Origin of the sequence: Paraburkholderia sp. BR14320 (assembly GCF_040948665.1) — a bacterium.
Lineage (GTDB): Bacteria > Pseudomonadota > Gammaproteobacteria > Burkholderiales > Burkholderiaceae > Paraburkholderia > Paraburkholderia youngii.
Genome location: NZ_JBFPKG010000075.1, coordinates 1 through 23,692, shown reverse-complemented (window position 1 = coordinate 23,692; position 23,692 = coordinate 1). Strand labels below are relative to the sequence as shown.

Here is a 23,692-nt window from a genome sequence, read left to right as displayed (position 1 = left end):
AGCGGGCACGGCAGTTCGGAGAGGCGTTCACGGCTTGATTGGCTTATGCTGCCATTGAATAAGGAGAATCGACTTCATAACCGTAGGGCTTATGATAGCAATTCGACCGAATCTTGGCCGTACCCCTTGTACGGCGGCAGGCATGATCTTCTTCCGATGCTGAAAAGCGATTCGGCAGCCGGTCGGCCCTATGTCACCTTCACGACCGACGAAACACTGCCTGAGTCGTACATACCAAACGCGTCGAGTACGCCTACGCATATCATCGGTGTACGCACTCAGGTGAACAAGCTTGGCACCTATTCGTTCTGGGCACCGGAGTCGACGACCATCTCGGGCCGAAGCCAACTCGAGTACTACGACTATGCGACGACGGCAGGACAACTGGAACTCGATAACCGTTACCGCGCTCCAGCGGCCCGAGTGCTCTATCAACTGCTGCTGACGGACATTTTGCCTAACGAGTTGAGGGCGCCGCTGCCCGGGGGCTTGGTGGCTGCCCAGACGCTCGCTGAGGCGAGATATGTGAGCTACGTCAGGTTGATCAATGCCGGGGGCGTGAGCGAACCGCAATTGCCACTGTCGATCGGCGATATCTGAAGTCGGGGCGAGGCTGGTCACCGTAGGATCGGCGGCGGCCAGTCGCGCGTCGCTGACACCCCCACTGAAACGCTCACTGCTTCTGCAGCTTCGTCACGGTGAGTGCGCCGTCGCCAGCAAACGCTCACTTGACGTCCCCAGGTATTGAAGGTCTTCCGGTAGCAAGGGCGGCCGTACGAATATGAAATAGATGCCCATGGTGATTGTGGCAGCGCCGACGGCCGCGAGTAGCCACGCGCAAAGAGCCCGATGCGATGTCCGGCGCTTTGCGTTCACGGTATGTAACCCTGGGAGCAGGAAACGTTCGAACAGAGCGGCGCAAGGGTCGCGCGTTACGTCCGGGCGGTCCGTAACCGCAGCGCGTTACCGATGACAGAGACCGAACTCAACGCCATCGCGGCACTGGCGATAATTGGACTGAGCACAATACCAAGCCACGGATAAAGCACACCGGCTGCCACTGGAATCCCCACCGCGTTGTACGCGAACGCGAAGAAGAGGTTCTGGCGAATGTTCCTCATCGTTGCGACGCTCAATGCGCGCGCTCGCGCGATGCCACGCAGGTCTCCCTTGACGAGAACGACCCGGGCGCTGTTCATGGCGACATCTGTTCCGGTTCCCATTGCGATTCCAACATTCGCCTGAGCAAGCGCGGGCGCGTCGTTCACGCCGTCACCGGCCATGGCGACGACGTGCCCCTGGGCCTGAAGCTCCCGCACATGCTTGTACTTGTCTTCAGGCAGCACGCCGGCCTTGACGCCATCAAGCGCGAGCGCCCTTGCCACGGCGTTTGCGGTGACGGGATTGTCGCCGGTGAGCATGACAATCCGCACGCCGGACGCTTTTAACAGCCGCACCGCGTCCGGTGTCGTGCCTTTCACGGGGTCTGCTACCCCGATGTAGCCGGCAAGTTCGCCGTCTATCGCGACATACATGACCGTTTGCCCGGCCTCGCGCAGCTTGTCGGTATCTTCTTCGACCGACGAGCAGCTGATTTTCATCGCTTCCATCAGGCGCGCATTGCCCAGCGATACCGTGTGCCCTTCGATTTTTCCGGTCACGCCTTTGCCGGGTACCGAGTCGAAAGCCTCTACGCGATTCGTCCCTGCTCCAGCTTCTTTCGCGTGCATGATGATGGCCTGAGCGAGGGGGTGTTCGCTCGCACCTTCGAGACTTGCGGCGTAACCAAGCACTTTGGATTCGGACTGGCTATTCAGCGCAACAACCGTCTGTACGCGCGGCTTGCCTTCCGTGAGAGTTCCGGTCTTGTCGACTACGACGGTGTCAACCTTCTCCATCAACTCGAGGGCTTCAGCGTCCTTGATGAGCACGCCTTCGCGAGCGCCACGTCCAACCCCAACTATGATGGAAACCGGGGTGGCCAAGCCGAGCGCGCACGGACATGCGATGATAAGCACACTGATGGCGACGACCAGCGCGTTTGCCAGCGCGGGCGCGGGACCGACCAACGACCAGGCAGCAAAGGAAACTGCGGCGAGGCCAATGACCGCGAGCACGAACCAGCCAGAGACCTGGTCAGCAAGCTTCTGGATAGGTGCACGCGAGCGTCCAGCCTGCGCCACCATCTGCACGATTCGCGCGAGCAGCGTGTCGGAGCCAACCTTCTCTGCGCGCATCAGGAACGTTCCCGTCTGGTTGACGGTTGCGCCGGTCACCTTGCTACCCTTGACCTTCTCGGCTGGAATCGGTTCGCCAGTAATCATTGACTCATCGACGCTTGACCGCCCATCAACGACCACCCCGTCAACCGGTATCTTCGAACCCGGCTTCACACGCAGGGTGTCGCCGACGATGACTTCTTCGAGCTGCACAATCTCTTCCGTGCCGTCGGGCCGGACGCGGACGGCCGTATGCGGCGCAAGCTGCAGCAGGTCGCGGATGGCGCTCGACGTCCGCGAGCGAGCACGAAGCTCAAGTACCTGCCCAAGCAGCACAAGGGTCACGATTACTGCGGCAGCTTCAAAATACAGCGGCAGTTCGTTTCCTCGCCTGAACGCCTGCGGTAACACGTCGGGGAAGAACAGTGCAAATACGCTGAATGCATAGGCGGCAGCTACGCCCAGTCCGATGAGGCTGAACATGTTGAGCTGCCATGTCGTGAACGACTTCAAGCCGCGTTGCAGAAATGGCCAACCGCCCCACAACAACACGGGGGTGGCAAGCAACGCCTGGACGCACTGAGCCCATGACGCCTGCATCCAGTGCGGCAACGGCCACGCGCTGAAAAGGCGGTCGAGTCCTGCGTCGATATCGAAGGGCAATGCCATTCTGCCCATCGTCATGAGAAGCAACGGAATCGACAGCACGAGACTGACCCAGAATCGTCGCGTCATCGATTCCAGTTCGACGTTTCGTTCTTCCGCCGCCGCAGGGGTGACCGGCTCCAGGGCCATGCCGCAGATGGGACATGTCCCCGGGGCCGAGGCACGAATTTGCGGATGCATTGGGCATGTGTAGATGACACCGGAAGCCGGCTTGGGGACGGGACTGTTCTTCTTCTCCGTCGGATGGAGGTAACTATCCGGTTCCGCCTGAAATGCCTCCTGGCACTTGATGCTGCAGAAATAATATGTCTGGTCGCGGTGGGTGAGGTGATTTACCGAATCCGTCGTGACCTTCATCCCGCATACCGGGTCAATTGCTTCGATTGTGCGTTCCTTGCCGACAGCAAGTTCATCGTGTCCATCGACGGGTTCAACAGCATCGTGGACGTGGGTATGCGAGCCAGACATCGTGAACGCTCCCGGAAATCTTCAATGCACCTGCACAGCATCATTTCCCGTTAGTTTGGGAATGAAGCGCGGCGTACGCGCGGCATAGTCTCTCCACACCTGGCCGAACTGCTCTTCGGCTTCGTGCTCCTCCTGCATCGCGAGCTTCACATACATGAATACCAGTACCGGGAACATCACGAGCGTCACCAGCGTCGGCCACTGCAGGAGAAACCCAAACATGATGACGATAAAGGCGAAGTACTGCGGATGTCGAATCTTGGCGTATGGTCCGGTAGTCGCAAGTTTCCCGGAGCGTTGCGCCTCGTATAGGACGTGCCAGGCCTTCGCCAACAGATAAAAGCCGCCGAAGACGACGACAAGGCTTAGCAGATGCGGAAGGCCGAAATGCGGATTGCCGTGCCGGCCCGTCATCATCCACCAGAGGTGCCCCGAATCGTGCGCGAACAGGTCGATTTGCGGAAACCGGGATTGGAACCACCCGGAGAACAGGTAAATGGTGAGCGGAAAGCCATACATTTCCGCGAAGAGCGCGATGATAAAAGCCGAGAAACCCCCGAACGTGCGCCAGTCCCGTTTCGTTGCAGGCTTGAAAAAGCTGAAGGCGAAAATGATAAAGACGAGCGAGTTGATGAGCACAAGGCCCCAAAGACCATAGCCGTTATCCATGCTGCTCATGGTTGCCTCCTGACGCAGACGTTTCTTCGGTTCTAGTCGAACCGGCGTGCCTGTGTCCGTGACCGTGATGCATGAACAGATGCATCAGCGGACAGGCAAGAAGTAAGAGGTACGGTAGCACGCCGAGGAAATGCGCCCGATGTTCAGAGAGCAGCAGGAACAGGGAGATAGCCGCGAACACCAACAACGCAATGGCAGAGCGCGACTTCAGGAAGGGGCGCGAAGTACGTGGGGCGTCATTCATCGTCATCTCCATGAAGAGGCGGACGTCACTTGGCCGGCGCTTGGCCTGGTGCAGACTGACGGTCCATCATGGCCTGCATCATCATCTGCATCATGTCCATTCGCTTCATCATCATCTCGTGAGTTTTGCCGGACATCATCGGCATGTCTTCCGAATCCTCTTTCATCATGTCCATCATCTGCATGCCGCTTTGCATGGACTTCATCTGTTCGTCCATCAGTGCTGTGCGTTGCTCTGACGTCTTCGCTTCCATCATCTTTTCGTGCATCGCCTGCATCTGCTTCATCTGTTGGTCTATATCATGAAGCTTCCTGCTGGACTTAGAGACGGGCTTCGTGGCCGCTGGGTGGTGGGCCTGGTGTTCCACGTCGCTCGCATTGCTTTCTGCAGCGACGGCGTTGCTCACACCGCAGGCGACAGCAATCGCGGTGAGAAGGGCCAGTCTTTTAAAGAAACGCATGTTGGTCTCCGTAAGCGCGATTTGGCAGGGTCTGTTCCACAGTCTCACTTAACTGTACCTCTTGCAATGAAGCCTTCTTTGACATAGCTCAACCGTGCGATTGAAGGGACCATTGCTTTTCAATTGGCGCAGAGTTTCGCTCGCCGCAGCGTTCACCCTTTTGGCATTCCGGGCTGACTCGCTTGACCTGCGTCGATCGACTAGCTATGGCGCTCTGTAGGCTGGAATAGGTGACTTGTGTCGTCCGGCATCGCCGAACGCCGACGAGCACATACAAGGGCGAGATGATTCCGCATGCGCTAAGTACTGATACCCGCCGTCGGGGCACGGGGGGCCGGTGACAATGCTTGGAAATGTCATCCTTGTTGTGATGGCGCTGCTGCTGGCCGGGTGCGGGTACAACGCCATCCAGACCCAGGACGAGGAGGTCAAGGTTGGTCCAAAGTACTGAATCAGTATCAACACCGTGCCGACCTCGTGCCGAACCTCGTCAATACAGTTAAGGGGTACGCGAACCAGGAAAAGAGGTGCTCACGCGTGTGACCGAAGTCGCGCGCGGGTGGGTTCGATTCAGGCGACCTTGAGACTTCTGACCCCAAGCCTTCCAGGTTCAAGGCGGCCCAGGGGCGGCTAAGCGACCGCTAGAGTTTCGCCGCAGAGCAGTGCCATCGACTACGGCAACGGATATCAGCCTTGGGTCGAGCCGGAACATCACCTCTTCCGATTGCTGTCGAAAAGCCTGCGTCACATTCCAAGCGCCTGTCGACGTTCAACTGCCGAGGTGAGGAAGGTCAATGCCGCCACGGGTATGGTCACCTTGAAACACGGCGCGCTTGAAAACGTTGGCATGCCGCCGATGACCATGGCGTTCAAGGCAAAGGATGCGGCTATGGTCAAACAGGTTCACGAAGGCGGCAAGGTCAAGGTGCGAGTTGAGAACATCAACGGCACGCTGACTATCGTGAAAATGGAAAAATAGCCTTGATGCGACGGCGACAGGGTAGCCGCAGGCTGGCCGTTAACGGTTGGCCTGCGGGCCGGATCGCATGGAGGGAGCGAGAGATGCGGGACGTATCAATCAACGTTGGGCAATGGGGTTGCCGTGCGAACGACGCGCTCAGGCGGTTGTTGTACGCCGCAATTGTCCTGTTCGTTGCGCTGACGTCTCTGGCTGCAGAGGCGGTAAGCGAAACCGACCTGCTGCCACCGGACCAGGCATTTCCGCTGGCGGTCAAGCTCAGTGCGCCCCAGCAGGTCACCCTCGATTTCAGCACGCACGCTGGCTACTACCTTTATCGGGACCGATTCGACTTCGCGGTGGACGGCGCGTCGATAAAGCCGGACCAGATGCCGCCAGTGGAAGTTAAAAACGACCCGATGTTCGGCATGGTTACGGTCTACCGCCGGCCGGTGCAAATCCAGCTTGCGTTGCCTCGTCCAGTCTCGACGAACGTGGTTCTATCCGTCACTTCCCGCTGAGGCTGGTCCTGGGGAGCGCCGCTTTCGGTATCGGCTGGGGTCTGGCCGGTCTTTGCCCGGGACCTGTGCTGGTGGCCTTGGGCGCGGGCTATCCAAAGGCCGTCGGTTTTGTAGCTGCCATGGTTGCGGGCATGGTCGTCTACGAACTCTTCGAGCGCGCGAAGTCGACCATGCAGCAAGCGTAAAGAAGTGCGACCGTGCGAGCTTACGTTGTCCCGGGAAGTGGACTGGAAACAAGGACCGCAGCGGCTACCAGCGCGCCTGCCAGGACAACCGACTCGACATGCAGGACAACGGCGAACCGCTTCAACGGCTTTGGTGTGAATTCGGTTCGCGTGTCCTTCAGAGATGAGAGTAGCCCGGGCATTTCGAAGAACCGGTTGTGCCCCCCAAGCGCGGCGGCAGTGACTACGAGAGCAAGCTTAACCAGCAGGACTTGTCCGTATGTGGACGCCCACAGGTGCTCAAGTGCATTGACTCCGCGCCAGCCGCTGTACGCACCAGTGATAATCAGGATGCCCAGCGCGAACGTCGCGGCGTCAGAAAGCGACTGAACGAATATCGCCGCTTTCGCACGCTCGGCGGTGGGCGCGATAAGTATGCGGGGCACCACGATGTACGTTGTAACAAGAACGAGGCCCACCCACACGCTGATGGCAAGCAGATGCACCCAGTCCACCCACACCGGCAAACTGAAAACGCCAGCATCCACAGGGTGTCCGCCGTGACTGCGCGCCAGTGCAACGCCGGCGATGGCCAGCCAGATAGCGGGCTTGAAATGAATCGGGCGTCGACGTTGTGCGAACGACAGAATCACCACCACGAGCATCAACCCTGCGCCTGCCAGCCAGGCATGGCCAAAGTCGGTTTCCACCAGCATTGAACGGATAGCGGGACCTGCCTCGCCGAGCGTCGATTCGCTCATCAACGCGCAATGAATCCAGAATGCGAACGCACTGGACATCAGCGTGGCAAAGGAAGTGATGCGCACGGTGACAAGCAGGCGTCCGCTGACGCTGCTCTGCCATCGCGAAGTGCTACGGGACAGCCAGCTGTCACTCAGCAGGGCACCGACAAGAACAGCTAAGCCGATGTTCTGCAACGCTACGAACGCGAGCCGCGAAATGCCGAGGAAACCGTCGTTCATCACTTCACCGCAAATGTGTAGGTGCCTTTGGTCTTGTGGGCATCGTGCGTCATGACCGCCCATTGGACCGTGTACGAGCCGGAAGCCAGCTTCGGGACCGCAACGATGAGCACGCGTGGGTTCGAAGAATCGACCTTGGCCTTGTCCTTTGTCGCAGACGCCCCCGATGCATCGACCACCTTGATTGTGCTGAACGACGACTCGAGGTCTTCATTGAAAGTCAGACGCAGCAGTTCAGGCGACGTATCGACCGCGCTGCCGGCTGCTGGCATGGCACTCTCCAGCTTGCCGTGGGCAAACGTGAGAGTGGGTGTGAGCACGACGGCGGTGGTCGCTGCTGCACTGAGCAGCAGTTTGCGCAGATTGGAATTCACGATTGTTTCCTCCGAAAATCAAATCGGGGCGTAGCCTGTGCCGCGCCGCTGACGCCCCATTGAATTGCTCACTGCTTCTGCAGCTTCGTCACGGTGAGCGCGCCGTCGATTTCTTCGGCCACGAAGTCAATCTTGTCGCCCACTTTCACCTGTGAAAGCATGGCTGGGTCTTTGACCTTGAACACCATGGTCATGGCTTCCATATCCAGGTTTTTCAGCGGTCCGTGTTTGATGGTCAGTTTTCCGGCGGAGGTATCCACCTTCTTCACCTCGCCATGCGACATGGCGTTCGTCGCTTCCGCGACCTGTTGAGCGCCGCTTGCCATGTTCATGTTGCCGGCGTCACCTGCGGCAAACGCGATCGCCGAGACGGCGACGGCGCAGCCCAAAAAAATCGAAGCAATTGCCTTCTTCATCAAATTCTCTCCCACAGTTGGATTAACAAATATCGGCCGGACCCACGTCCGGCTCGCCACGAAATCAGCTATCCGGCAGTTCGCCCGTGTACTCGTACGCCACGGTTCCCTTCGGGTGCTTAAACCAGCCCGGGTCGCGATAGTCGTTCCGGCCGAGGCCCTCGCGCACCTTGACGACGCTGAACATGCCGCCCATTTCCAGCGCGCCGAACGGTCCTGTTCCCGTCATCATTGGCAACGTGTTGTCGGGTAGCGGCATTTCCATGTCCCCCATCGAGCCGCCTGCGCTGCCCATCGCCATGTAGTCCGGTACGAGCTTGTTGATGCGCGTCGCGAGGTCTTTCTGCGGTACGCCAATGAGATTCGGTACCTGGTGGCCCATCGCATTCATCGTGTGATGCGACTTGTGGCAGTGAAACGCCCAGTCGCCGGGGCGGTTCGCGGTGAACTCGATGGCGCGCATCTGACCGACTGCAACATCGGCGGTGACTTCCGGCCAGCGTGCGGAAGGCGGAATCCATCCACCATCGGTTCCTGCGACCTCGAAGCTATACCCATGAAGATGGATGGGGTGATTGGTCATCGTCAGGTTGCCGAAGCGGATGCGTACGCGGTCTCCTGCTCGTACCGGCAGCGGGTCGATGCCGGGAAAGACCCGTGCGTTCCACGTCCACATATTGAAGTCGGTCATTTCGTTGACACGTGGCGTGAAGCTGCCCGGGTCGATGTCGTAGGCGGACATCAGGAACACGAAGTCGCGGTCTACCGGCATGACACTTCGGTCCTTCGGGTGCACGATGAACGTGCCCATCATCCCCATCGCCATCTGCACCATCTCATCCGCGTGCGGGTGATACATGAACGTACCGTGCTTCTCAAGCTGGAACTCATAGACGAACGTCTTGCCCGGCGGAATGTGGGGCTGCGTCAGCCCGCCAACGCCATCCATCCCTGATGGCACCAGCATCCCGTGCCAGTGAACCGTGGTGTGTTCGGGCAGTTTGTTGGTTACGAAGATGCGGACCTTGTCGCCTTCAACCGCTTCGATGGTCGGGCCTGGTGCCTGGCCGTTGTATCCCCACAGATTCGCCTTCATGCCGGGTGCCATTTCACGGACCACTGGTTCGGCAATGAGGTGGAATTCCTTCCAGCCGTTCTTCATGCGCCACGGCAGCGTCCAGCCGTTCAGTGTCGCCACGGGTGTATAGGGGCGGCCATTGGACGGAACCAGCGGTGGCTGTGTTGCGGTCTTTTCCATCGTGGGTGCTTCTGGAAGTGACGCTGCGCCAGCCTTGCTGACCAACGCTGCGCCGAGCAGCGCTGCGCCCGAACCGCCGAGAAAACTTCGACGTGAAACCATCTTCATTCACCTTTTTGAATTCGTCGGCGACGCTGGTTGCTTGTTGGGGGCCAACAATGGCGACTCCTGCGCCGGGGCCGATGGCGTTTGTGCGGCAGGGGCATCTGTTGCGTCGCTATGCGGGGCGTCCGGTGCCCGCGTCATGGCGAGCGGCGGAAGACGGCCCCCAAGCGACTGCTGCAGGTCCGTTTCCGCGAGCCAGAAGTCTTTCAGCGCGTCGATGTACCCGTTGACGGCGGCGACCTGTTCGCGTGAGTCGGCAAGCAGCTCGAACACGCTGGCGAGCATGCCGTTGTAACGCAGCAGCATTTCGTCCGAGATGGTTTTGCGCACGGGCACCACCTCGTCGCGGTAGTGCTTCGCGACGTCATAGCTCGTCACGTAGGCGGAGTACGACTCGCGTACTTCGGAGCGCGCATCGATCGCCGTCTGGGCGAGGCGGTTTGCGGACTGCATATAGATGGCTTCTGCACGCGCGACCTTTGCGCTGCCCCAATCGAAGATTGGAATCTCAACGCTGATTTCGTAGCCGCGCTCATGTCCCTTGTCGGTCTCGAAATTGTTGAGATAGCCGACGTCGAGCGCATTGATAAACCGGGTTGCCTTGCTAAGCCCCAGCGAGCTGGCGACGCTTTGCGTGCGCTGCTTCGCCGCCTGAATGTCCAGGCGGTTCTGCATCGCAAAGCTCTCGAGGTCGTTGAGTTGCGGCCTGTCGTCTGGCAGGTCGGGCAGGCGCTCCGGCAACCTGAACTGGGTTCCTGAACCCCAAAGGCCCATCATGCGGGTCAGCTTCTCGCGAGCGACGACTGATTGCTGCTTCGCCTTTGCCACCTCCGCGACCGACTCCGCGTAGAAGGCCTGCTCGCGCGCATAGTCGAGCTTGCTGAAGTTGCCTGCCTGGCGCATCCGTAAGGCGAGTTCTGCCCCAGCTTCGGCGGAGTCCTTGACCTGAGCGGAGTAGAGGGCTGCCTGCTCCGCAGCCACAGCACTCACGTAGGCCTTTCGGGTGTCGGCGGCGACGGCGAGCATCGCGTTGGCAGTTTCGAGCCTGGTCTCTTCAAACCGTTGGCTCTCGATGTGTGTCGCTACCGGCAGCGCGAGTATCCCCAGGACGCCCATGGAAAAGGTCCGGCTGATGCCGAAGCCATCGCTCCAGTGTGTCCGGCTGAACGTAAAGCCCGGGTTGGGCAGGCGGCCCGCCTGAACAAGGTCGGCCTCGGAAATGCCGAGCTCGCCGTACGATGCCTGAAGTCCCCGGTTGTTCAGCAACGCGACCTGGACGGCATCATCCATCCCGAGCGGCTTCGACAGCAGTTCCTGTGTCCGCCTGAAGACCGCCTCACGGTCTTCGTCGGTTTTCACGTAGACGACCTCTTTGCCAAGGCGCTCCGACGCTGTCGACGATACGGTGTTAAAGCCACCGTCCTTCGAGAAGGTCGTGCAGCCGGCCATGAACAGCGTCGCGAGGGCGATAGAGGTCGCGCGGCGGTGCGCGAGTAGTCGCATCATTCCGACTCGCCCCCATGTTCGTGTTTCTTCGCGGCGGAAGCATCACCTGATTGCTGACCTTGTTTCATTCCAGCCGTGCGGTGACCGGGTGTAACTGCGCGGTTTAATGACTGCCAGCTCGGTGCTTCGCCGTCCCGGTACGACCGGTAGCCGTCAAAGGCGGAGTGCACGGTGACGGCCGGCACCGATACCGCCGCATCAGTCGGGTCGGAAAGAGCCGTCGCGTGCGCGAGCAACGGCAGTACTGCGCTTGCGCCGAATAGCGCCGCAGAAATTGTTCGCATGAATTGCTCTCGTCGTAAATCATCCGGCGTCCGTGAAAGACGCCAGAAGAGCTTGCTGGTCGCAGCGAATCGCCGCGAGTGCGAGGATTAGACGAGAATCAGGCGGGGAGGGCGTTCAATGCCGCCGGTCAGGAACGACGCGACACGCGCAGGCGGAGGCAGGGGGATGGGAAAATTAGACAGGTCAGCCGAAGCGGAAACCGCAGGCACGACCGGTATTGCTGCCCCGACACAGCAGGAGGCGCAGGTCAAACATCCGTGAGGATGATGTACGCCGCTGTGGTCGTGACCATGATGGCCATCAGCGTCGGATACCAGCGCATGTCCGTCGACTGAGTCGCCTCGATGGACATGGTGGGCGGTCGTGTCATCGCCGACCGCTTCAGAAGCAGCACAAATCATCGAGACGGCCGCAAACGACTGAACCGGAAGGCTCAGTGCCAACAGCACGACGAGAACAATTTTGCGCCAGTAGGACATAGCCGCGAAGTTTAGCACGGGCTTACGACCTGGTTAAGCGTGCGAAGGCGTCATTTCCTAACTGAAGGCTGGCCTTGGGCGGACTCAACGCTCTCGGCTAGGGACATTTCCGGTGTGGCCGTTGCGACTCTACTTGACATTCCCATCGTGGGAATGTTCATGCTGTAAAGGTAACTTATTACGTGGGGATGAAAATGGAATTCAAGGTTTCGGACATGTCGTGCGGTGGATGTGCAAGCGCAATCAGCAAGGCAATTGCACGGCTGGACCCGGCGGCAAAGGTTCAGATTGACGTCGCAGCCAAGACAGTGAAAGTGGAATCTGCGTTGAATCAGGGCCAGATTTTCCACGCAATCGAGCAGGCTAACTTCCATCCAGTGGTCATAGCGCCGTAAAGACCAGTGAGAGTCTCGGATGCGCCCCTTCTGTTAGCGCTGGGTCTGGTTGCGTCCGTTCCGTCGGCCGCCGCGGCTGAAAACGTCATCGTTCTCGATTCGGCGGACGCGAATGTCAGCTTGATAGACGAGGCCATTCTAAAGGTTGTCGATACCGTGGCCGTCGGAAACGAGCCGCACCATTTGACGGCGACGCCCGACAACCAATCGTTGATAGTGGCGAACGCGGTCGGGATTAGGCTCGTCTAGGCCCCTGCGGGCCTGTGGCTGATTCCCAGCGACAAATTTCTTCTAGCAGGCATGACGGGTGCTGACTACGTCGCTGTTATCGACCGGCGCGCCCGGTAAATTGTGAAGACCATCCACAGCACGTGCTCGTCACGAATCGCGTCGGCAGTACCATTAGCATCCTCGACGAGAACTCGCTCACAAACGTCGGCACCATCAAGGGCTTGCTGCCTGCGCCGGACGATATGGAACTGACACCTGACCGGCGATACCTGTGGGTTACGTTCCGCTTTAGCCGCTACGTCGGTGTCGTTGACATGAAGACGCTGAAGTTCATGAGCACCATCAAGGTCGGCATGTCACCTCACCGCACCTATTTTCAAAATCGCGCACCATTGTCATAGGAGCGCAATTCATGGAGTTCGTGATGCACATTCTCAGCGCACTGGGTCATGCCCTGTGGATGTCCTTCACCATGTTACGGCAGATTTTCTGGGGGCTCAGCCTCGGCTTCCTGTTTTCCGCCGTGATTGAGGTGACGGTCTCGAAGTCCGAGATGTCGAAGCTGCTTCCGGACGCCTCCTTGCGTTCGCTCACGCGTGCGAGCCTGTTCGGTGCAGCGTCGTCATCGTGCTCTTATGCGGCCGTCGCCATGGCGCGCTCCATGGTGCGTAAAGGAGCCGACTTTACCGCTGCCATGGCATTCCAGTTCGCTGCGACCAATTTAGTGCTTGAGCTGGGCGTGCTGATGTGGGTACTGATTGCCTGGCAGTTCGCCGCCGCCGAGTTCGTCGGTGGCACCGTCATGATTGGTGTGCTCGTCCTGCTGTTTCGATTCTTCCTGCGCGATTCCCTGCGAAAGCAGGCTATCGACCAGGCGAACAAAGGTGTCGCCGGCAGCATGGAAGGGCATGCTGCCATGTCGATGGGTGAACAGAAGGGGACCTGGAAAGAGCGGCTCTCATCGAAGGATGGCTGGAGGGCAATCAGTCATAGCTATGTGATGAACTGGACCATGCTATGGCGTGACATTGGCATCGGGCTACTTGTTGCCGGTGCCATAGCCGCCTGGGTGCCGGACAGTTTCTGGCAGAAGTCTTTTCTGGTAAGTCATCCGGCAGTCGCAATGATTTGGGGCGCTTTCATCGGCCCGCTCATCGCAGTTGCCTCGTTCACCTGTTCCGTCGGAAACGTACCGTTGGCAGCGGTTCTATGGAAAGGGGGCATCAGCTTTGGTGGCGTCGCCTCGTTCATATTCGGTGACCTCATCATCCTTCCCATCCTGAACATCTACCGGAAGTACTACGGCGGCAAAATGACCGTGTTCATGGCGGTCACCTTTTATATCGCCATGGTCGTGGCAGCGCTTATCGTGGAGGCGGTGTTCCAGTTGGCTGGCTTGATTCCGCGCGAACACCGGACAGCGATGGTCGATGCGACTATTTCCTTCAACTACACCACGATACTCAACATCGGTTTCGGTGTCGTGTTCATGGTATTGACGTTTGTGTTCTTCAGGACAGGTGGTCCCGAAATGATGCGGATGATGGAGCGCGGCGAACATGACCATCACGGGGCCGGACATCGAGCAGGTTCCCACGAACATCATCCGCCTGGGCATGGCCACGGCACTCACCAGCAACATTGAATTGCAAACGAGGTTGCATACCCAAGTACTCCAGAACCTTTCACACTTTAAGGATGCGTCGCGGGATGCTTACCACGAACGCGGGCAATTTTCGCAGAAGCTGCATCCAAATGGAGAGGATATGAACCGAAATCGGATAGCGGTCGCAGCCGAGCTACCTCGGTGCATACCGAATTAGGTCGGCGCTGTGTTGCATGAAGACGTATGTGCCCGCGGTGAGCAAGAGGGCGACCATTGCCGACACACCCAAGGCGAGCGTCTTGCTTCTGCCGCCGTCGCCAATATGGTGAAGTAAGGCCACCGAGGCGATACACGCGATACCAAAACTGATGCCAGCGAGGACGTCCGAGAACCAGTGGGCTCCGAGGTAGAGGCGCGAAAATGAGATGAGCGCAATGAGAAGGCCCGCTGCTATGGCAATACGCTGGCGCCATACGCCGCGATAGGTACGTGCGACGAAGTAAGCAAGAAGACCGTAGGTGACGACGCTCAGTGTCGCGTGGTTACTAGGGAACGAGAAACTGTGCACACTCTCATATCAACGTCGGCCTCGGCCGCTGAATAACGAACTTCACCGTCTCGACGAAGACTTCAGCCAACCCGATTGCTGCTACCCAGTAAAGGCCACTTCGCAATTCGCGCTGCCAGACGAACCAGCCAAGCACGACGAACATCACAGGGACGGTGACCGCCGCATCGCCGAGTTCCGACGCAGCGACCATCACCGAATCGAGGGCGGGAAAGCGAAGGGGCAGCATGGCGACGTGAATAGCAACGTCCACGTCTACCAGCGGGTCATGACTGACGACATCCTCGAGCACGCCAAAGAAGAGCCACACGCCACCAATCACCAGTACCGTTGCAACAAGCAGGTTGCGGACGCCGATGCGCTGGTAAATCAGATGCCAGGTAATCCTCTGTCCGCCGGACATACCAAACTCGCTTCCGGGCGCAAATGTCGCGGCCGAAAGTTTATAGACGACCCGCGTGAGTGCAAAGCTGGCTACCAGCACCACGATAGCCGATGTGAGCGGCATCATCGGTGACGGCAGCGAGAGGTTGAAGAACGTTCGGAGCGGCCGCAATGCGACGACCAGGACGAAGCATGCAGTCATTGCGCCAATCGATAACGCGCGAAAAAGATTCACCGGCCTGGACAACAGGTATAGAGTCCACAATGCGACGCAGAACAATGCGATGGCGACCATTGTCCGCGCGCTTTCGAGGCCTCCATTTTCATATTGAAACACGGTGAAATAGGCTGCGAATGTGCCGATGGCGGCCACAAGACCTGCCGGAATGGCGAATCGCATCACTCGCCCAATGAAGCCGGGCTTGACGCGGTCGCCACCGGCCTCCATGGATAGCAGGAAGGCAGGTATCCCGATACTCAATGTGCCTACAAGAGTGAGGTGGCGCGGAAGGAAAGGGAACGGCAGGTCGGCAATACCCACTGCAATTGCGAGCAGCATCGCATAGACCGTTTTGGTCACGAAGAGGTTTGCCAGACGCTCAACGTTGACGATGATTCGCCGCCCCTCGCCGACAATAGCCGGTAGCGACGCAAGACGGTCATCGACCAGTACAAGTTGCGCGACCGTGCGGGCGGCCCCTGAACTACTCCCCATCGCGATACCAATGTCTGCCTGTTTCAGCGCAAGCACATCGTTGACTCCGTCACCTATCATGGCGACGGTATGACCGTTTGCCTGCAACGCGGCGACCATTGCTTTCTTGTGTTGAGGCATCGGGGCCGGCGCTCAGACTCGGGTGAGTCCTTCCGCGACTTCGATATGGATCGTTTTGCCTTTCGCCCGCACGAGGCGATCGCGCCGAAACCTTGATTGGCGAGGTCATCGCAAATATGCATCAGCGGCGCTTTAACCGAGACCAGGAATCGAGGTAGCCGGCGTTGGAATATTCCTGACGACAGGAGGTCGCTCTCTGAGCACGGAGGTGGAAGGGTGCTACAGGTCGGTTTCGTCGTCGAACAGCTTGTGACGGATCGCATAGCGAACCAGCCCGTTCTCGTTCGGCATCTGCATTTTTTCGAGGATGCGCGTCTTGTGTGTGCTGATCGTCTTGACGCTGACGCAAAGTTCGTTGGCGATCTCGCTGATGCTCTGGCCTTCGACGAGGCGCCGGAACACGTCAAATTCGCGATCGGACAACCGCTGGTGCGGCAGCGTGTCGACAGGCTCGTTCAGATTCTGCGCGAAGCGTTCGGCCATCGCGAGACTCACATACACGCCCCCTGACGCAGCTTTCGTCACCGCGCCGACCAGTTCCGCGCTCGCGCTTTCCTTGGTCAGATAGCCCGACGCACCCGCCTTGAACGCGCGCACCGCGTATTGCTGCTCAGCGTGCATCGTCAGTACCAGAATCCGCAGATCGGGTTTTTCCTCCTTGATCTGCTTGATCAGTTCGATGCCATTGCGCCCGGGCATCGACAGATCGAGCACGAGCACGTGCGCATGCGTCGTGCGGATCAGCGCGATCGTCGTGGCGCTGTCACACGCTTCACCGGCTACTTCAAAGCCGTTTGCCTGCTGGAGGATATGGCGCAGCCCCTCGCGCACGAGCGTGTGGTCGTCGGCTAGCAACACTTTGATCATGAGGCGATCTCTATCTGTTGCATCGATTGCAAGGGAAACATATCCACCGTTGCCTTCGACTGTCTACCGATTGGAGGACACGACTATTATCCGCCTCCCACAGCAAGCAGTACGCGCCATTTGTGCACGGCGTCGGTCCAAGCGTGCTCCCATCGCAGGGTGGGCAGTGTTATTCAGCGTCTCCTGAAGGACGTGGCCTCGCGCCACCGCCCCATGCCGTGAATAATCCGTAGTAAGCGGTTCGCGGGGACGGCGCGCGCATTGGCCCGGTGGCCCTTTATCCACACCTGCGCCGTCCCGCAGCGCTCATTTAGCTCGGGCGCCGCTCAATGCGCCATCAACACCGGCACCGTCATCGATTCGAGCATCGTCCGCGTGACGCCGCCCCACACCCGTTCACGCGCACGCGAATGGCCATACGCACCCATCACCAGCAGATCGGCGTGCAGGTCCGAGACCCGGTTGAGCAGCGTCGCGCCCGTGCCCGCGACGCGAAGGCGCGGCGTCGTCGAGAACGACGCGCGCACGCCGTGCGCCTCGAGCCATGCTGCGACGTCGATCGCGCTGGGTCCCGTTTCACGGTCATGCGTGGGCCCGACGACGTCGACGCTGACAAAGCGCGCGCGTTGAAGCAGCGGCATCGCGTCGGCGATCGCTCGTGAGGCTTCGCGGCTGCCGTCCCACGCGATCAACACGTTCTCGCCAAGCGTCGGCACCGCACCCGCGTGCGGGATCACGAGCGCGGGTCGCCCCGCGCCCAGCACGACCTCGCCGACGAAATGCCGATCGACGTAAGTCGCGGGATCGTGCGGGTCGGGTTGGCCGAGCACCAGCAGGTCGGCGTGGCGCGCATGAAGTGTGGTCACATCGACCGGCGAGCCCTCCGGCGTGCGCCATTCCGCTGTGCGGCCGGCGCGCTCGCCCGCGGCTAGAAATGCCTGCTGAGCCGTCTCACGGCGATCGGCCGACAGTGCGGCGAGCTGGGCGACGAAACCGTCGTCGGTGCCGAACAGCGGTTTCGCGAAGTCCTCGCACACGACATACAAACCGATCAGGTGTGCGTCCCAACGCTGCGCAAGATCGAGCGCGAGCGCGACGCGCGCGTCGCAGCGACGGCTGTCGTCGATATGAACGAGCAGGGTCTTGTAGCTCATGTCAGCTCCTTTTCGGCGGACGCGGTGACGGACTGATCGTCGGGTTCAACGACCGCACGGGCCGGAATCAACAGGACCGGGCAGCGGGCGCTGCGCAGCACGCGCTCGGCGACGCTGCCGAGCATGACGCGCCGAAAGCCGCGGCGGCCGTGCGTACCCATCACGATGGCATCGGCGTTCCATTCGAGCGCCGAGGCGATGATGCGCTTCGCGACGTCTTCGCCGGGGATCGAGGCTTCCACGGTGCGTGGCGTGCCCTTGACGCCGTGCGCTGCCAGCCGGCTCTTCGCGTCGGTCGCGATCCGCTGGCCTTCTTCGATGAAGGCGTCCTCGATCACGGACGGATCGAAACCCGGCGTGTCGTACGCCATGATGGGCATATCGATCACATACAGCGGCATCAATTCGGCACCGGACTCGGCGGCGAGGGTCAATGCGGCATCGAAGGCTCGAGAGACGGTATCGCTGCCGTCGAGCGCGACCAGTAGGCGGTGAAACATAATGGTCTCCTTAAGCGCGATCTTCAGTGCGACAACAGCACTGGCACGGTCATCGACTCGAGCATCGTGCGCGTTGCGCCTCCCAGTACGACTTCATGCAGCCGGGAGTGTGCGTACGCGCCCATCACGATCAGGTCGCAGCCGAGCTCCGACGCTTGCGACAGCAAAGCATCGCCGACCGGCGTGTCGTTTTCGATGGTCAGCTCTCGCACGTCGATCTTCACGCCGTGACGCGCGATGGTCAGCGCGATGTCCGCGCCGGGAATCCTATCGCGCGGCGGTTGATCGCTGGGCGAATGGACCGTCAGCAGCGACACCTTCGCGGCATGCGCGAGGAACGGCAGCGCGTCGTGGATCGCGCGGGTGGCTTCACGGCTGCCGTCCCACGCGATCAGCACGTGCCGGCCCGGCGGCGTGACGCGCCCGCTCGACGGCACCAGCAATACCGGCCGTCCCGTCGACAGCACGACGTGCTCGACGAACTGTTCGGCGACGAACGCCTCGGGGTCGACCGGATCAGTCTGTCCGAGCACGATCAGATCGGCGAGACGGGCGTACGGCGGCACAACGTCGTTCGCATAGCCGTCTGCGGTGATCCACTGACCTTCGACCTTTGCACGCGCGAGTTCGGCATGAAAGAGCCGCTCGAGCGAGCCAGCCCTTTCGTGGCGCTGGCGCTCGTGCTCCGCGTAGTACTCGGCAGTGCCAGCCATGACGAAGAACGCGTGGCGCGGTGGCACATAGGTCGAAAACAGACCGGTCAGCCCCGCGTGAAACCGGTGTGCAAGCTGCAATGCGATCTCGAGACGCGGATGCGCGCGAACGCTCGTATCGAGGTGAACGAGAATGCTTTTGTAGCTCATCGTCAAGGCTCCCTGACAGACCGCGTGGAAACGGGCGCAACCCGTGGTGACATTTAGTCTATGGTCCAGCCCGGCGCGACTGTTGACGCAGATCAAGCACGCGGATGCCGCACGCCAGTTGACGTGGGTCAATCGCTGCCGGCCGAGCTCAATTACTCTGACACCACCGCCCGCGAGTCGAATCTTGATCGAAGCGGCATCGCATCGCGAGCCGGCACGTTCGCAGCGCATGACGCTCAATTGGCGGATGAGGTGCCCAATGTCCGCTGTCGGAGAAAGCATATGTCCGAGCGTTGCAGGATTCTCATCGTCTATTACTCGCGAACCGGCACAACGCGGCGTGATGCCGAGCTGCTCGCGTCCGGGCTGGACGCCGACATCGAACCGATCCGCGAACCCGGCGGTCCCGAGCCGCGTAACGGTGCACGCGGTTTCGTCAGATCGTTGATGGATGCGCTGTGTCATCGACACGCCGAGGTCATGCCGGCGTTGCTCGACGTCGCAGCGTATGACCTCGTCGTCGTTGGCGCGCCCGTCTGGGCACGCGGCGCATGCGCGCCAGCTCGGGCGTGGTTGGAATTGCAGGGCCCGCAGGTTCGCCGGCTCGCGCTGTTTTGCTGCGAGGGCGCGTTCGGCGGCAAAGAGGCGCTGAAGCAGATGTCTGAGGCGGCGGGCAAGGTGCCGCTTGCGACCTGCGTGTTTACCGGCAGTGACCTGTATCGACGCAAAGACGGCGTCAAGCGCGACACGTTCGCGCAGAAGATCAGGTCGAGAATGGCGGCACGCCGCGAGATGGAGTGGCTGGTGTAGCGGGGTGTTCAGGCTCGCGGTCGAAAACGCTGCGACTCGACGCGCAGCGAGCCGCGCAACGCGTCGAAGTCGGTGCGCGGATGACGATGCACAGGCGTTCCGTCCGGAGCCGTGAGAGCGGGTGCTTGCGCGCGAGCAAGACCCTCCGTCAGTTCGAGTCGTTCGTTGTAGAGATCCAGCACGTCGGCAAAGGCCACAGCGACTTCGCGATCGGCAACCGGCACCATGTCGCCCCCGCATCCTGACATGCAGAGCAGCGTGAACAGAAACGAAACGGGTCTCAGTCGTCCTCGCCGGGTAGTGTGGATGTGGCCGGGGCGGTATTCATCGCAAGCGTAGACGCGTGGCAGTGGCACCGCTTGATCGCCGTCAATGGGATGTTTGATCAGGATCAGTCTTCATACGCGACGAGCCGCTATGTTTGGAGACACCCGGGAAGCGATCGTCACGGGACGCGACGCGATCGTCGATGTCGAGTTCGCTGCATACGAGCTGCGGTTGGCCGGGTTCAGACGCGACAAAGACTGGAAACCCGATGAACAGCAAACTCAGCGAGATCCATAAATGCATTGGTTCGGCGGCCACACCGACACCGGCGCGGTCATGAAGCGCGCCGCGTATCGGATCTGGGTGTCGATCCTATCTGTGGTGCTCGTTGCCGGATGCGCGAGCACCGCGCGCGAGGCGGCCTTCCGCCGCGAGGAAGTCGCGCTGTTCGAGGCGCGTCAACAAGCGTCTGTGCGTTGCGAACCGACGGTCGATTGCGAGTCGGCATGGGTACGCACGCGCGCGTTCGTCGCGACGCATTCGGCGAGCCGCATCGTCCGCGCTGACGATACGCTGATCGAAACCGCGTTGCCGCATTCGTTCGGCTTCGTGTATCTCGCGGCGCAGAAGGGACGGCTCGACGAAGATCACGCGCTAATTCAGCTGAAAGCGATGTGCCGCGGCATGTACCGCACCGACGGTAACGCGAGCGTGATGTATTGGACCTGTGCGAATGCGATCGTCGCGGTCGAGGACGAGTTTCGCGCGTTTATGAGCGAAGCGAAATGACGAGCTTCAGCGAGCTCGAATGCGTATCAGTGCACGGGATCACTCCGCCGAATCAGTCCGCAAAGCGCATGACCACACTACGTTGACCTGCATCAAATAGGTGGCCGGTCGTATGCGTATCTTGAGCTTGAGGTCGCAGCGGGTAAATGCTCTCCAGGACGGCAAAACCATGTTCCGCGATGCGCCCGACAAGAGCGACGGGGCGCAGCAAATGCGCGGAATAATCGATTACATGACCGATCCGAATGTCGGCACAGGAATAAACAGCGCGGATCCCCGGCTGGTCTGATATCGATCGAACCTCGGGATCGAAAGAACCTTTATGCGGGCCTTGCCATGTGTCTTTGTCGAGCCACAGAGCGAACGCGCCGCGCAACGTGAGCGACTGACGGGGTGATCGCCGCGATCGTATGTCGCTGGCCGGCTCGACGAGTCCTTATTGGCTAAGCACCCACTGCACTAAGGTGTGCGCGTCCTGTGCCGACAGCGGGCCACCGCGTTCGGCCGCGGGCGGCATCGGCGTATCGCCCCAGTGTGCCTTGCCGCCGAGCCGCAGCTTGTGCTCAAGCATCGGCTGCGCATCGGGCATGTTGCGATAGTGGTCGGCGATCTGCTGGAACGACGGCGCGAGAAATGGCGCATCGCGCGTGTGGCAGAACATGCAGTGCTGCTGATCGACGAGCGCGGTCGGCTCGGATTCGCCGTAGGCGGTGCCGGCCGTCAGCGCGGACGCCGCGCACACCAGCAGACAGTTTCGAATTCGCGCAATCACGGCAGTGCTCCCGCATAAGGAATAAGACCAGTGTATGGGCGGCGAAACTGCCCTTATTGACCTCGGTCAAATGATCTGCGGTGCAAGCCGGCGGGTTCCCGGTTCGCCCGTGCGCCGTGGCATTGGGTAAAGCTTTCGCCCGCCAGTCAGCCGCAAGTTTCGCGCGTGCGGGAGCGTATCCAGATGACGAGGGCCGCCGCGCATCTGATATGCGCGGCGGCCCGAGTGCAGCGGCGGATGAGCGTAATCAATCCGCAAAACGCGTCACCACCGCGGCGCTGAGCGATTCCATTTCGACGACCGGGGGTTTCGCGCCGATCGGCAGGACCGTGCGCCCCAGCGACTCGTTGATGATCTCCGCCGCGGACAGATAGAACGCGAGCAGCGCCGTCAGCAGGCCGCCATAGCCACCCGCGTGCCGAAGTGCCGCCGAGCCGAGCCATTCGCCGGCCGCAAGCAGAAAGAAGGTCGCCCACAGCGCGACGAACACGCACTGCAGCGCGCGCGACGAGCGGAACGTCGCGATCCACATGTAGAACGTGAAGACGCCCCACAACAGCAAATACCAGCCGACGAACGCGGCCGGCACCTGTTCGTGCAGGAACAGCGCAAACAGCGCGAACGACCACCAGAACGCGCCATAGCTCAGGAACGCGGTGGCGCCAAATGTGTTGCCGCGCGGAATCTCCATGAGTCCGGCGACGATCTGCATGCTGCCGCCGAACGCAAACGCAACGGCGAGCACGAGACCGAGCGAGCCGCCGCTGAACCAGCCGGCGTTGATCATGCTCAGGAGCCACGTGGTCAGCGCGAAGGCGGCAAGGCCGAGCGATGCGGGGTTGGGAGCGGTGGGTTTCATGGTGAAGTCTCCTGAATGGAACTGGGGGGCTTACTCGTTATGTCCGAACTGAAGCAGCACGGCGGGGTTTTCCACGGTGGACATGTCCTGCTCGACCGTTTCTCCCTTCGCGACCGAGCGCAGCAGACGCCGCACGACCTTGCCGGAGCGCGTCTTCGGCATGCTGTCGCCGAAGCGGATTTCCTTCGGCTTGGCGATCGGCCCGATTTCCTTGCCCACCCACGCACGCAACTGCTCCGCGACCTTTTTCGCTTCGGCGCCTTCCGGGCGCGGCCCCTTGAGCACGACGAATGCGACGATCGCTTCGCCGATCGTCTCGTCGGGCCGGCCGACGACCGCGGCCTCCGCCACCAGCGAATGCGCGGCGAGCGCCGATTCGATTTCCATCGTGCCCATGCGGTGGCCCGAAACGTTCAGCACATCGTCGATGCGGCCGGTGATCGTGAAATAGCCGGTCTGCGGATCGCGAATCGCCCCGTCGCCCGCCAGATAAAGTTTGCCGCCCAGGTCCGCGGGGTAGTAGCCACTGCGGAAGCGCTGCGGATTGCCCCAGATGGTGCGCAGCATCGACGGCCATGGCTCCTTGATGACCAGCAGGCCGCCCTGACCGTTCGGCAGGTCGCAGCCGGTTTCGTCGACGATCGCGGCCTCGATGCCGGGCAGCGGCAACGTGCACGATCCGGCGACGAGCGGTGTCGCGCCCGGCAGCGGCGTGATCATGTGACCGCCCGTTTCGGTTTGCCAGAAGGTGTCGAGCACCGGACAGCGTCCGCCGCCGACTTCGCGCGCAAACCACTCCCACGCGCTCGGATTGATCGGCTCGCCGACGGTGCCGAGCAAACGTAACGAGCCGAGGTCGAAGCGACGCGGATGCACGCTGCTGTTCGTCTCGGCGGCCTTGATCAGCGAGCGGATCGCGGTGGGCGCCGTATAGAAGATGCTGACCTTGTGCCGCGCGATCATCTCCCAGAACCGTCCCGCGTCGGGCCACGTCGGCACGCCCTCGAA

The 23,692-nt window shown here is 60.7% G+C and carries 25 protein-coding genes and 5 pseudogenes; 10 read left to right on the top strand and 20 right to left on the bottom strand.

Features of this window, described 5'->3' with window-relative positions; translation table 11 throughout:
• A pseudogene (locus tag AB3X89_RS36325) lies at positions 1–600 on the top strand (hypothetical protein); the annotation flags it as partial.
• 332 nt (positions 601–932) lie between these two features.
• Here the strand turns inward: AB3X89_RS36325 and AB3X89_RS36320 are convergent.
• The 4 genes from AB3X89_RS36320 to AB3X89_RS36305 are packed head-to-tail and all read right to left on the bottom strand — an operon-like array spanning position 933 to position 4,735.
• Complete coding sequence (locus AB3X89_RS36320; protein WP_368587525.1) at positions 933–3,353, bottom strand: heavy metal translocating P-type ATPase; 2,421 nt, start codon at positions 3,351–3,353, stop codon at positions 933–935.
• A 21-nt stretch (positions 3,354–3,374) separates the two neighbouring features.
• Entirely contained in the window at positions 3,375–4,031 is a 657-nt protein-coding gene (locus AB3X89_RS36315) for an isoprenylcysteine carboxylmethyltransferase family protein (RefSeq protein ID WP_368587524.1), read from the bottom strand.
• Positions 4,015–4,281: a DUF2933 domain-containing protein gene (locus AB3X89_RS36310; protein ID WP_368587528.1), complete on the bottom strand. Its 267-nt coding sequence runs from the start codon at positions 4,279–4,281 to the stop codon at positions 4,015–4,017. Before AB3X89_RS36310 ends, AB3X89_RS36315 begins: the two co-directional genes overlap by 17 nt.
• 19 nt (positions 4,282–4,300) lie before the next feature.
• On the bottom strand, positions 4,301–4,735 hold the full coding sequence (locus AB3X89_RS36305; protein WP_368587523.1) for a hypothetical protein: 435 nt from the start codon (positions 4,733–4,735) through the stop codon (positions 4,301–4,303).
• 343 nt (positions 4,736–5,078) lie between these two features.
• Here AB3X89_RS36305 and AB3X89_RS36300 point away from each other — a divergent pair.
• The 4 genes and pseudogenes from AB3X89_RS36300 to AB3X89_RS36285 form a co-directional block, all read left to right on the top strand.
• Positions 5,079–5,371: pseudogene (locus AB3X89_RS36300) on the top strand (LemA family protein); the annotation flags it as partial.
• 139 nt (positions 5,372–5,510) lie between these two features.
• Positions 5,511–5,714 (top strand): annotated as a pseudogene (locus AB3X89_RS36295) (copper-binding protein); the annotation flags it as partial.
• Positions 5,715–5,797: 83 nt separating this feature from the next.
• A complete protein-coding gene (locus tag AB3X89_RS36290; protein WP_368587522.1) occupies positions 5,798–6,214 on the top strand; it encodes a protein-disulfide reductase DsbD domain-containing protein in 417 nt (138 codons plus the stop codon).
• A pseudogene (locus tag AB3X89_RS36285) lies at positions 6,214–6,399 on the top strand (DUF6691 family protein); the annotation flags it as partial. The gene AB3X89_RS36290 and the pseudogene AB3X89_RS36285, both read left to right, overlap by 1 nt.
• 20 nt (positions 6,400–6,419) lie before the next feature.
• On the opposite strand, the gene AB3X89_RS36280 reads toward AB3X89_RS36285, so the two are convergent.
• The 6 genes from AB3X89_RS36280 to AB3X89_RS36255 all read right to left on the bottom strand — a co-directional run bounded on the left by AB3X89_RS36280 (position 6,420) and on the right by AB3X89_RS36255 (position 11,304).
• Positions 6,420–7,361: a copper resistance D family protein gene (locus AB3X89_RS36280; RefSeq protein WP_368587521.1), complete on the bottom strand. Its 942-nt coding sequence runs from the start codon at positions 7,359–7,361 to the stop codon at positions 6,420–6,422.
• Entirely contained in the window at positions 7,361–7,714 is a 354-nt protein-coding gene (gene copC / locus AB3X89_RS36275) for a copper homeostasis periplasmic binding protein CopC (protein WP_368587527.1), read from the bottom strand. The genes AB3X89_RS36280 and copC overlap by 1 nt, the downstream gene beginning before the upstream one ends.
• Positions 7,715–7,803: 89 nt before the next feature.
• Positions 7,804–8,151 carry a copper-binding protein gene (locus AB3X89_RS36270; RefSeq protein WP_368587520.1) on the bottom strand — a complete coding sequence of 116 codons (348 nt, stop codon included), beginning with the start codon at positions 8,149–8,151 and terminating at the stop codon, positions 7,804–7,806.
• 64 nt (positions 8,152–8,215) lie between these two features.
• A complete protein-coding gene (locus AB3X89_RS36265) occupies positions 8,216–9,511 on the bottom strand; it encodes a multicopper oxidase domain-containing protein (RefSeq protein WP_368587526.1) in 1,296 nt (431 codons plus the stop codon).
• 6 nt (positions 9,512–9,517) lie between these two features.
• Complete coding sequence (locus AB3X89_RS36260) at positions 9,518–11,020, bottom strand: TolC family protein (protein WP_368587519.1); 1,503 nt, start codon at positions 11,018–11,020, stop codon at positions 9,518–9,520.
• Positions 11,017–11,304 (bottom strand): hypothetical protein, encoded by a 288-nt coding sequence (locus tag AB3X89_RS36255; protein ID WP_368587518.1) that lies wholly within the window; start codon positions 11,302–11,304, stop codon positions 11,017–11,019. Before AB3X89_RS36255 ends, AB3X89_RS36260 begins: the two co-directional genes overlap by 4 nt.
• A 674-nt stretch (positions 11,305–11,978) precedes the next feature.
• Here AB3X89_RS36255 and AB3X89_RS36250 point away from each other — a divergent pair.
• The 3 genes and pseudogenes from AB3X89_RS36250 to AB3X89_RS36240 all read left to right on the top strand — a co-directional run bounded on the left by AB3X89_RS36250 (position 11,979) and on the right by AB3X89_RS36240 (position 14,055).
• The gene (locus AB3X89_RS36250) at positions 11,979–12,179 is read left to right on the top strand and encodes a heavy-metal-associated domain-containing protein (protein WP_368587517.1); all 201 of its coding nucleotides are present in this window, start codon (positions 11,979–11,981) and stop codon (positions 12,177–12,179) included.
• Between the two features lie 30 nt (positions 12,180–12,209).
• A pseudogene (locus tag AB3X89_RS36245) lies at positions 12,210–12,811 on the top strand (YncE family protein).
• 11 nt (positions 12,812–12,822) lie between these two features.
• A complete protein-coding gene (locus AB3X89_RS36240; protein WP_368587516.1) occupies positions 12,823–14,055 on the top strand; it encodes a permease in 1,233 nt (410 codons plus the stop codon).
• A gap of 154 nt (positions 14,056–14,209) precedes the next feature.
• Here the strand turns inward: AB3X89_RS36240 and AB3X89_RS36235 are convergent, their stop codons facing one another.
• The 6 genes from AB3X89_RS36235 to AB3X89_RS36210 form a co-directional block, all read right to left on the bottom strand.
• On the bottom strand, positions 14,210–14,584 hold the full coding sequence (locus tag AB3X89_RS36235; RefSeq protein ID WP_368587515.1) for a phosphatase PAP2 family protein: 375 nt from the start codon (positions 14,582–14,584) through the stop codon (positions 14,210–14,212).
• 4 nt (positions 14,585–14,588) lie between these two features.
• Complete coding sequence (locus AB3X89_RS36230) at positions 14,589–15,803, bottom strand: HAD-IC family P-type ATPase (protein WP_368587514.1); 1,215 nt, start codon at positions 15,801–15,803, stop codon at positions 14,589–14,591.
• A 219-nt stretch (positions 15,804–16,022) separates the two neighbouring features.
• Positions 16,023–16,670, bottom strand: a complete 648-nt coding sequence (locus AB3X89_RS36225; protein ID WP_368587513.1) for a response regulator — start codon at positions 16,668–16,670, stop codon at positions 16,023–16,025.
• Positions 16,671–16,996: 326 nt separating this feature from the next.
• The gene (locus AB3X89_RS36220; protein WP_368587512.1) at positions 16,997–17,824 is read right to left on the bottom strand and encodes a universal stress protein; all 828 of its coding nucleotides are present in this window, start codon (positions 17,822–17,824) and stop codon (positions 16,997–16,999) included.
• Complete coding sequence (locus tag AB3X89_RS36215) at positions 17,821–18,324, bottom strand: universal stress protein (protein WP_368587511.1); 504 nt, start codon at positions 18,322–18,324, stop codon at positions 17,821–17,823. The genes AB3X89_RS36220 and AB3X89_RS36215 overlap by 4 nt, the downstream gene beginning before the upstream one ends.
• Before the next feature lie 23 nt (positions 18,325–18,347).
• Complete coding sequence (locus AB3X89_RS36210; RefSeq protein WP_368587510.1) at positions 18,348–19,187, bottom strand: universal stress protein; 840 nt, start codon at positions 19,185–19,187, stop codon at positions 18,348–18,350.
• Positions 19,188–19,469: 282 nt separating this feature from the next.
• On the opposite strand from AB3X89_RS36210, the gene AB3X89_RS36205 reads away from it, so the two are divergent.
• Positions 19,470–19,997, top strand: a complete 528-nt coding sequence (locus AB3X89_RS36205) for a flavodoxin family protein (RefSeq protein ID WP_368587509.1) — start codon at positions 19,470–19,472, stop codon at positions 19,995–19,997.
• 8 nt (positions 19,998–20,005) lie between these two features.
• Here AB3X89_RS36205 and AB3X89_RS36200 read toward each other — a convergent pair whose 3' ends face one another.
• Entirely contained in the window at positions 20,006–20,224 is a 219-nt protein-coding gene (locus tag AB3X89_RS36200; protein WP_368587508.1) for a hypothetical protein, read from the bottom strand.
• Between the two features lie 337 nt (positions 20,225–20,561).
• On the opposite strand from AB3X89_RS36200, the gene AB3X89_RS36195 reads away from it, so the two are divergent.
• Positions 20,562–21,053, top strand: coding sequence for a hypothetical protein (locus tag AB3X89_RS36195; RefSeq protein WP_368587507.1), 492 nt, complete (start codon positions 20,562–20,564; stop codon positions 21,051–21,053).
• A 436-nt stretch (positions 21,054–21,489) separates the two neighbouring features.
• On the opposite strand, the gene AB3X89_RS36190 is transcribed toward AB3X89_RS36195, so the two are convergent.
• The 3 genes from AB3X89_RS36190 to AB3X89_RS36180 form a co-directional block, all read right to left on the bottom strand.
• Positions 21,490–21,825 carry a cytochrome C gene (locus AB3X89_RS36190; RefSeq protein ID WP_368587506.1) on the bottom strand — a complete coding sequence of 112 codons (336 nt, stop codon included), beginning with the start codon at positions 21,823–21,825 and terminating at the stop codon, positions 21,490–21,492.
• 247 nt (positions 21,826–22,072) lie between these two features.
• Positions 22,073–22,684, bottom strand: coding sequence for an acetate uptake transporter (locus tag AB3X89_RS36185; RefSeq protein ID WP_368587505.1), 612 nt, complete (start codon positions 22,682–22,684; stop codon positions 22,073–22,075).
• A 30-nt stretch (positions 22,685–22,714) separates the two neighbouring features.
• A partial coding sequence (locus tag AB3X89_RS36180) for an AMP-binding protein (protein WP_368587504.1) occupies positions 22,715–23,692 on the bottom strand: 978 nt, incomplete at its 5' end.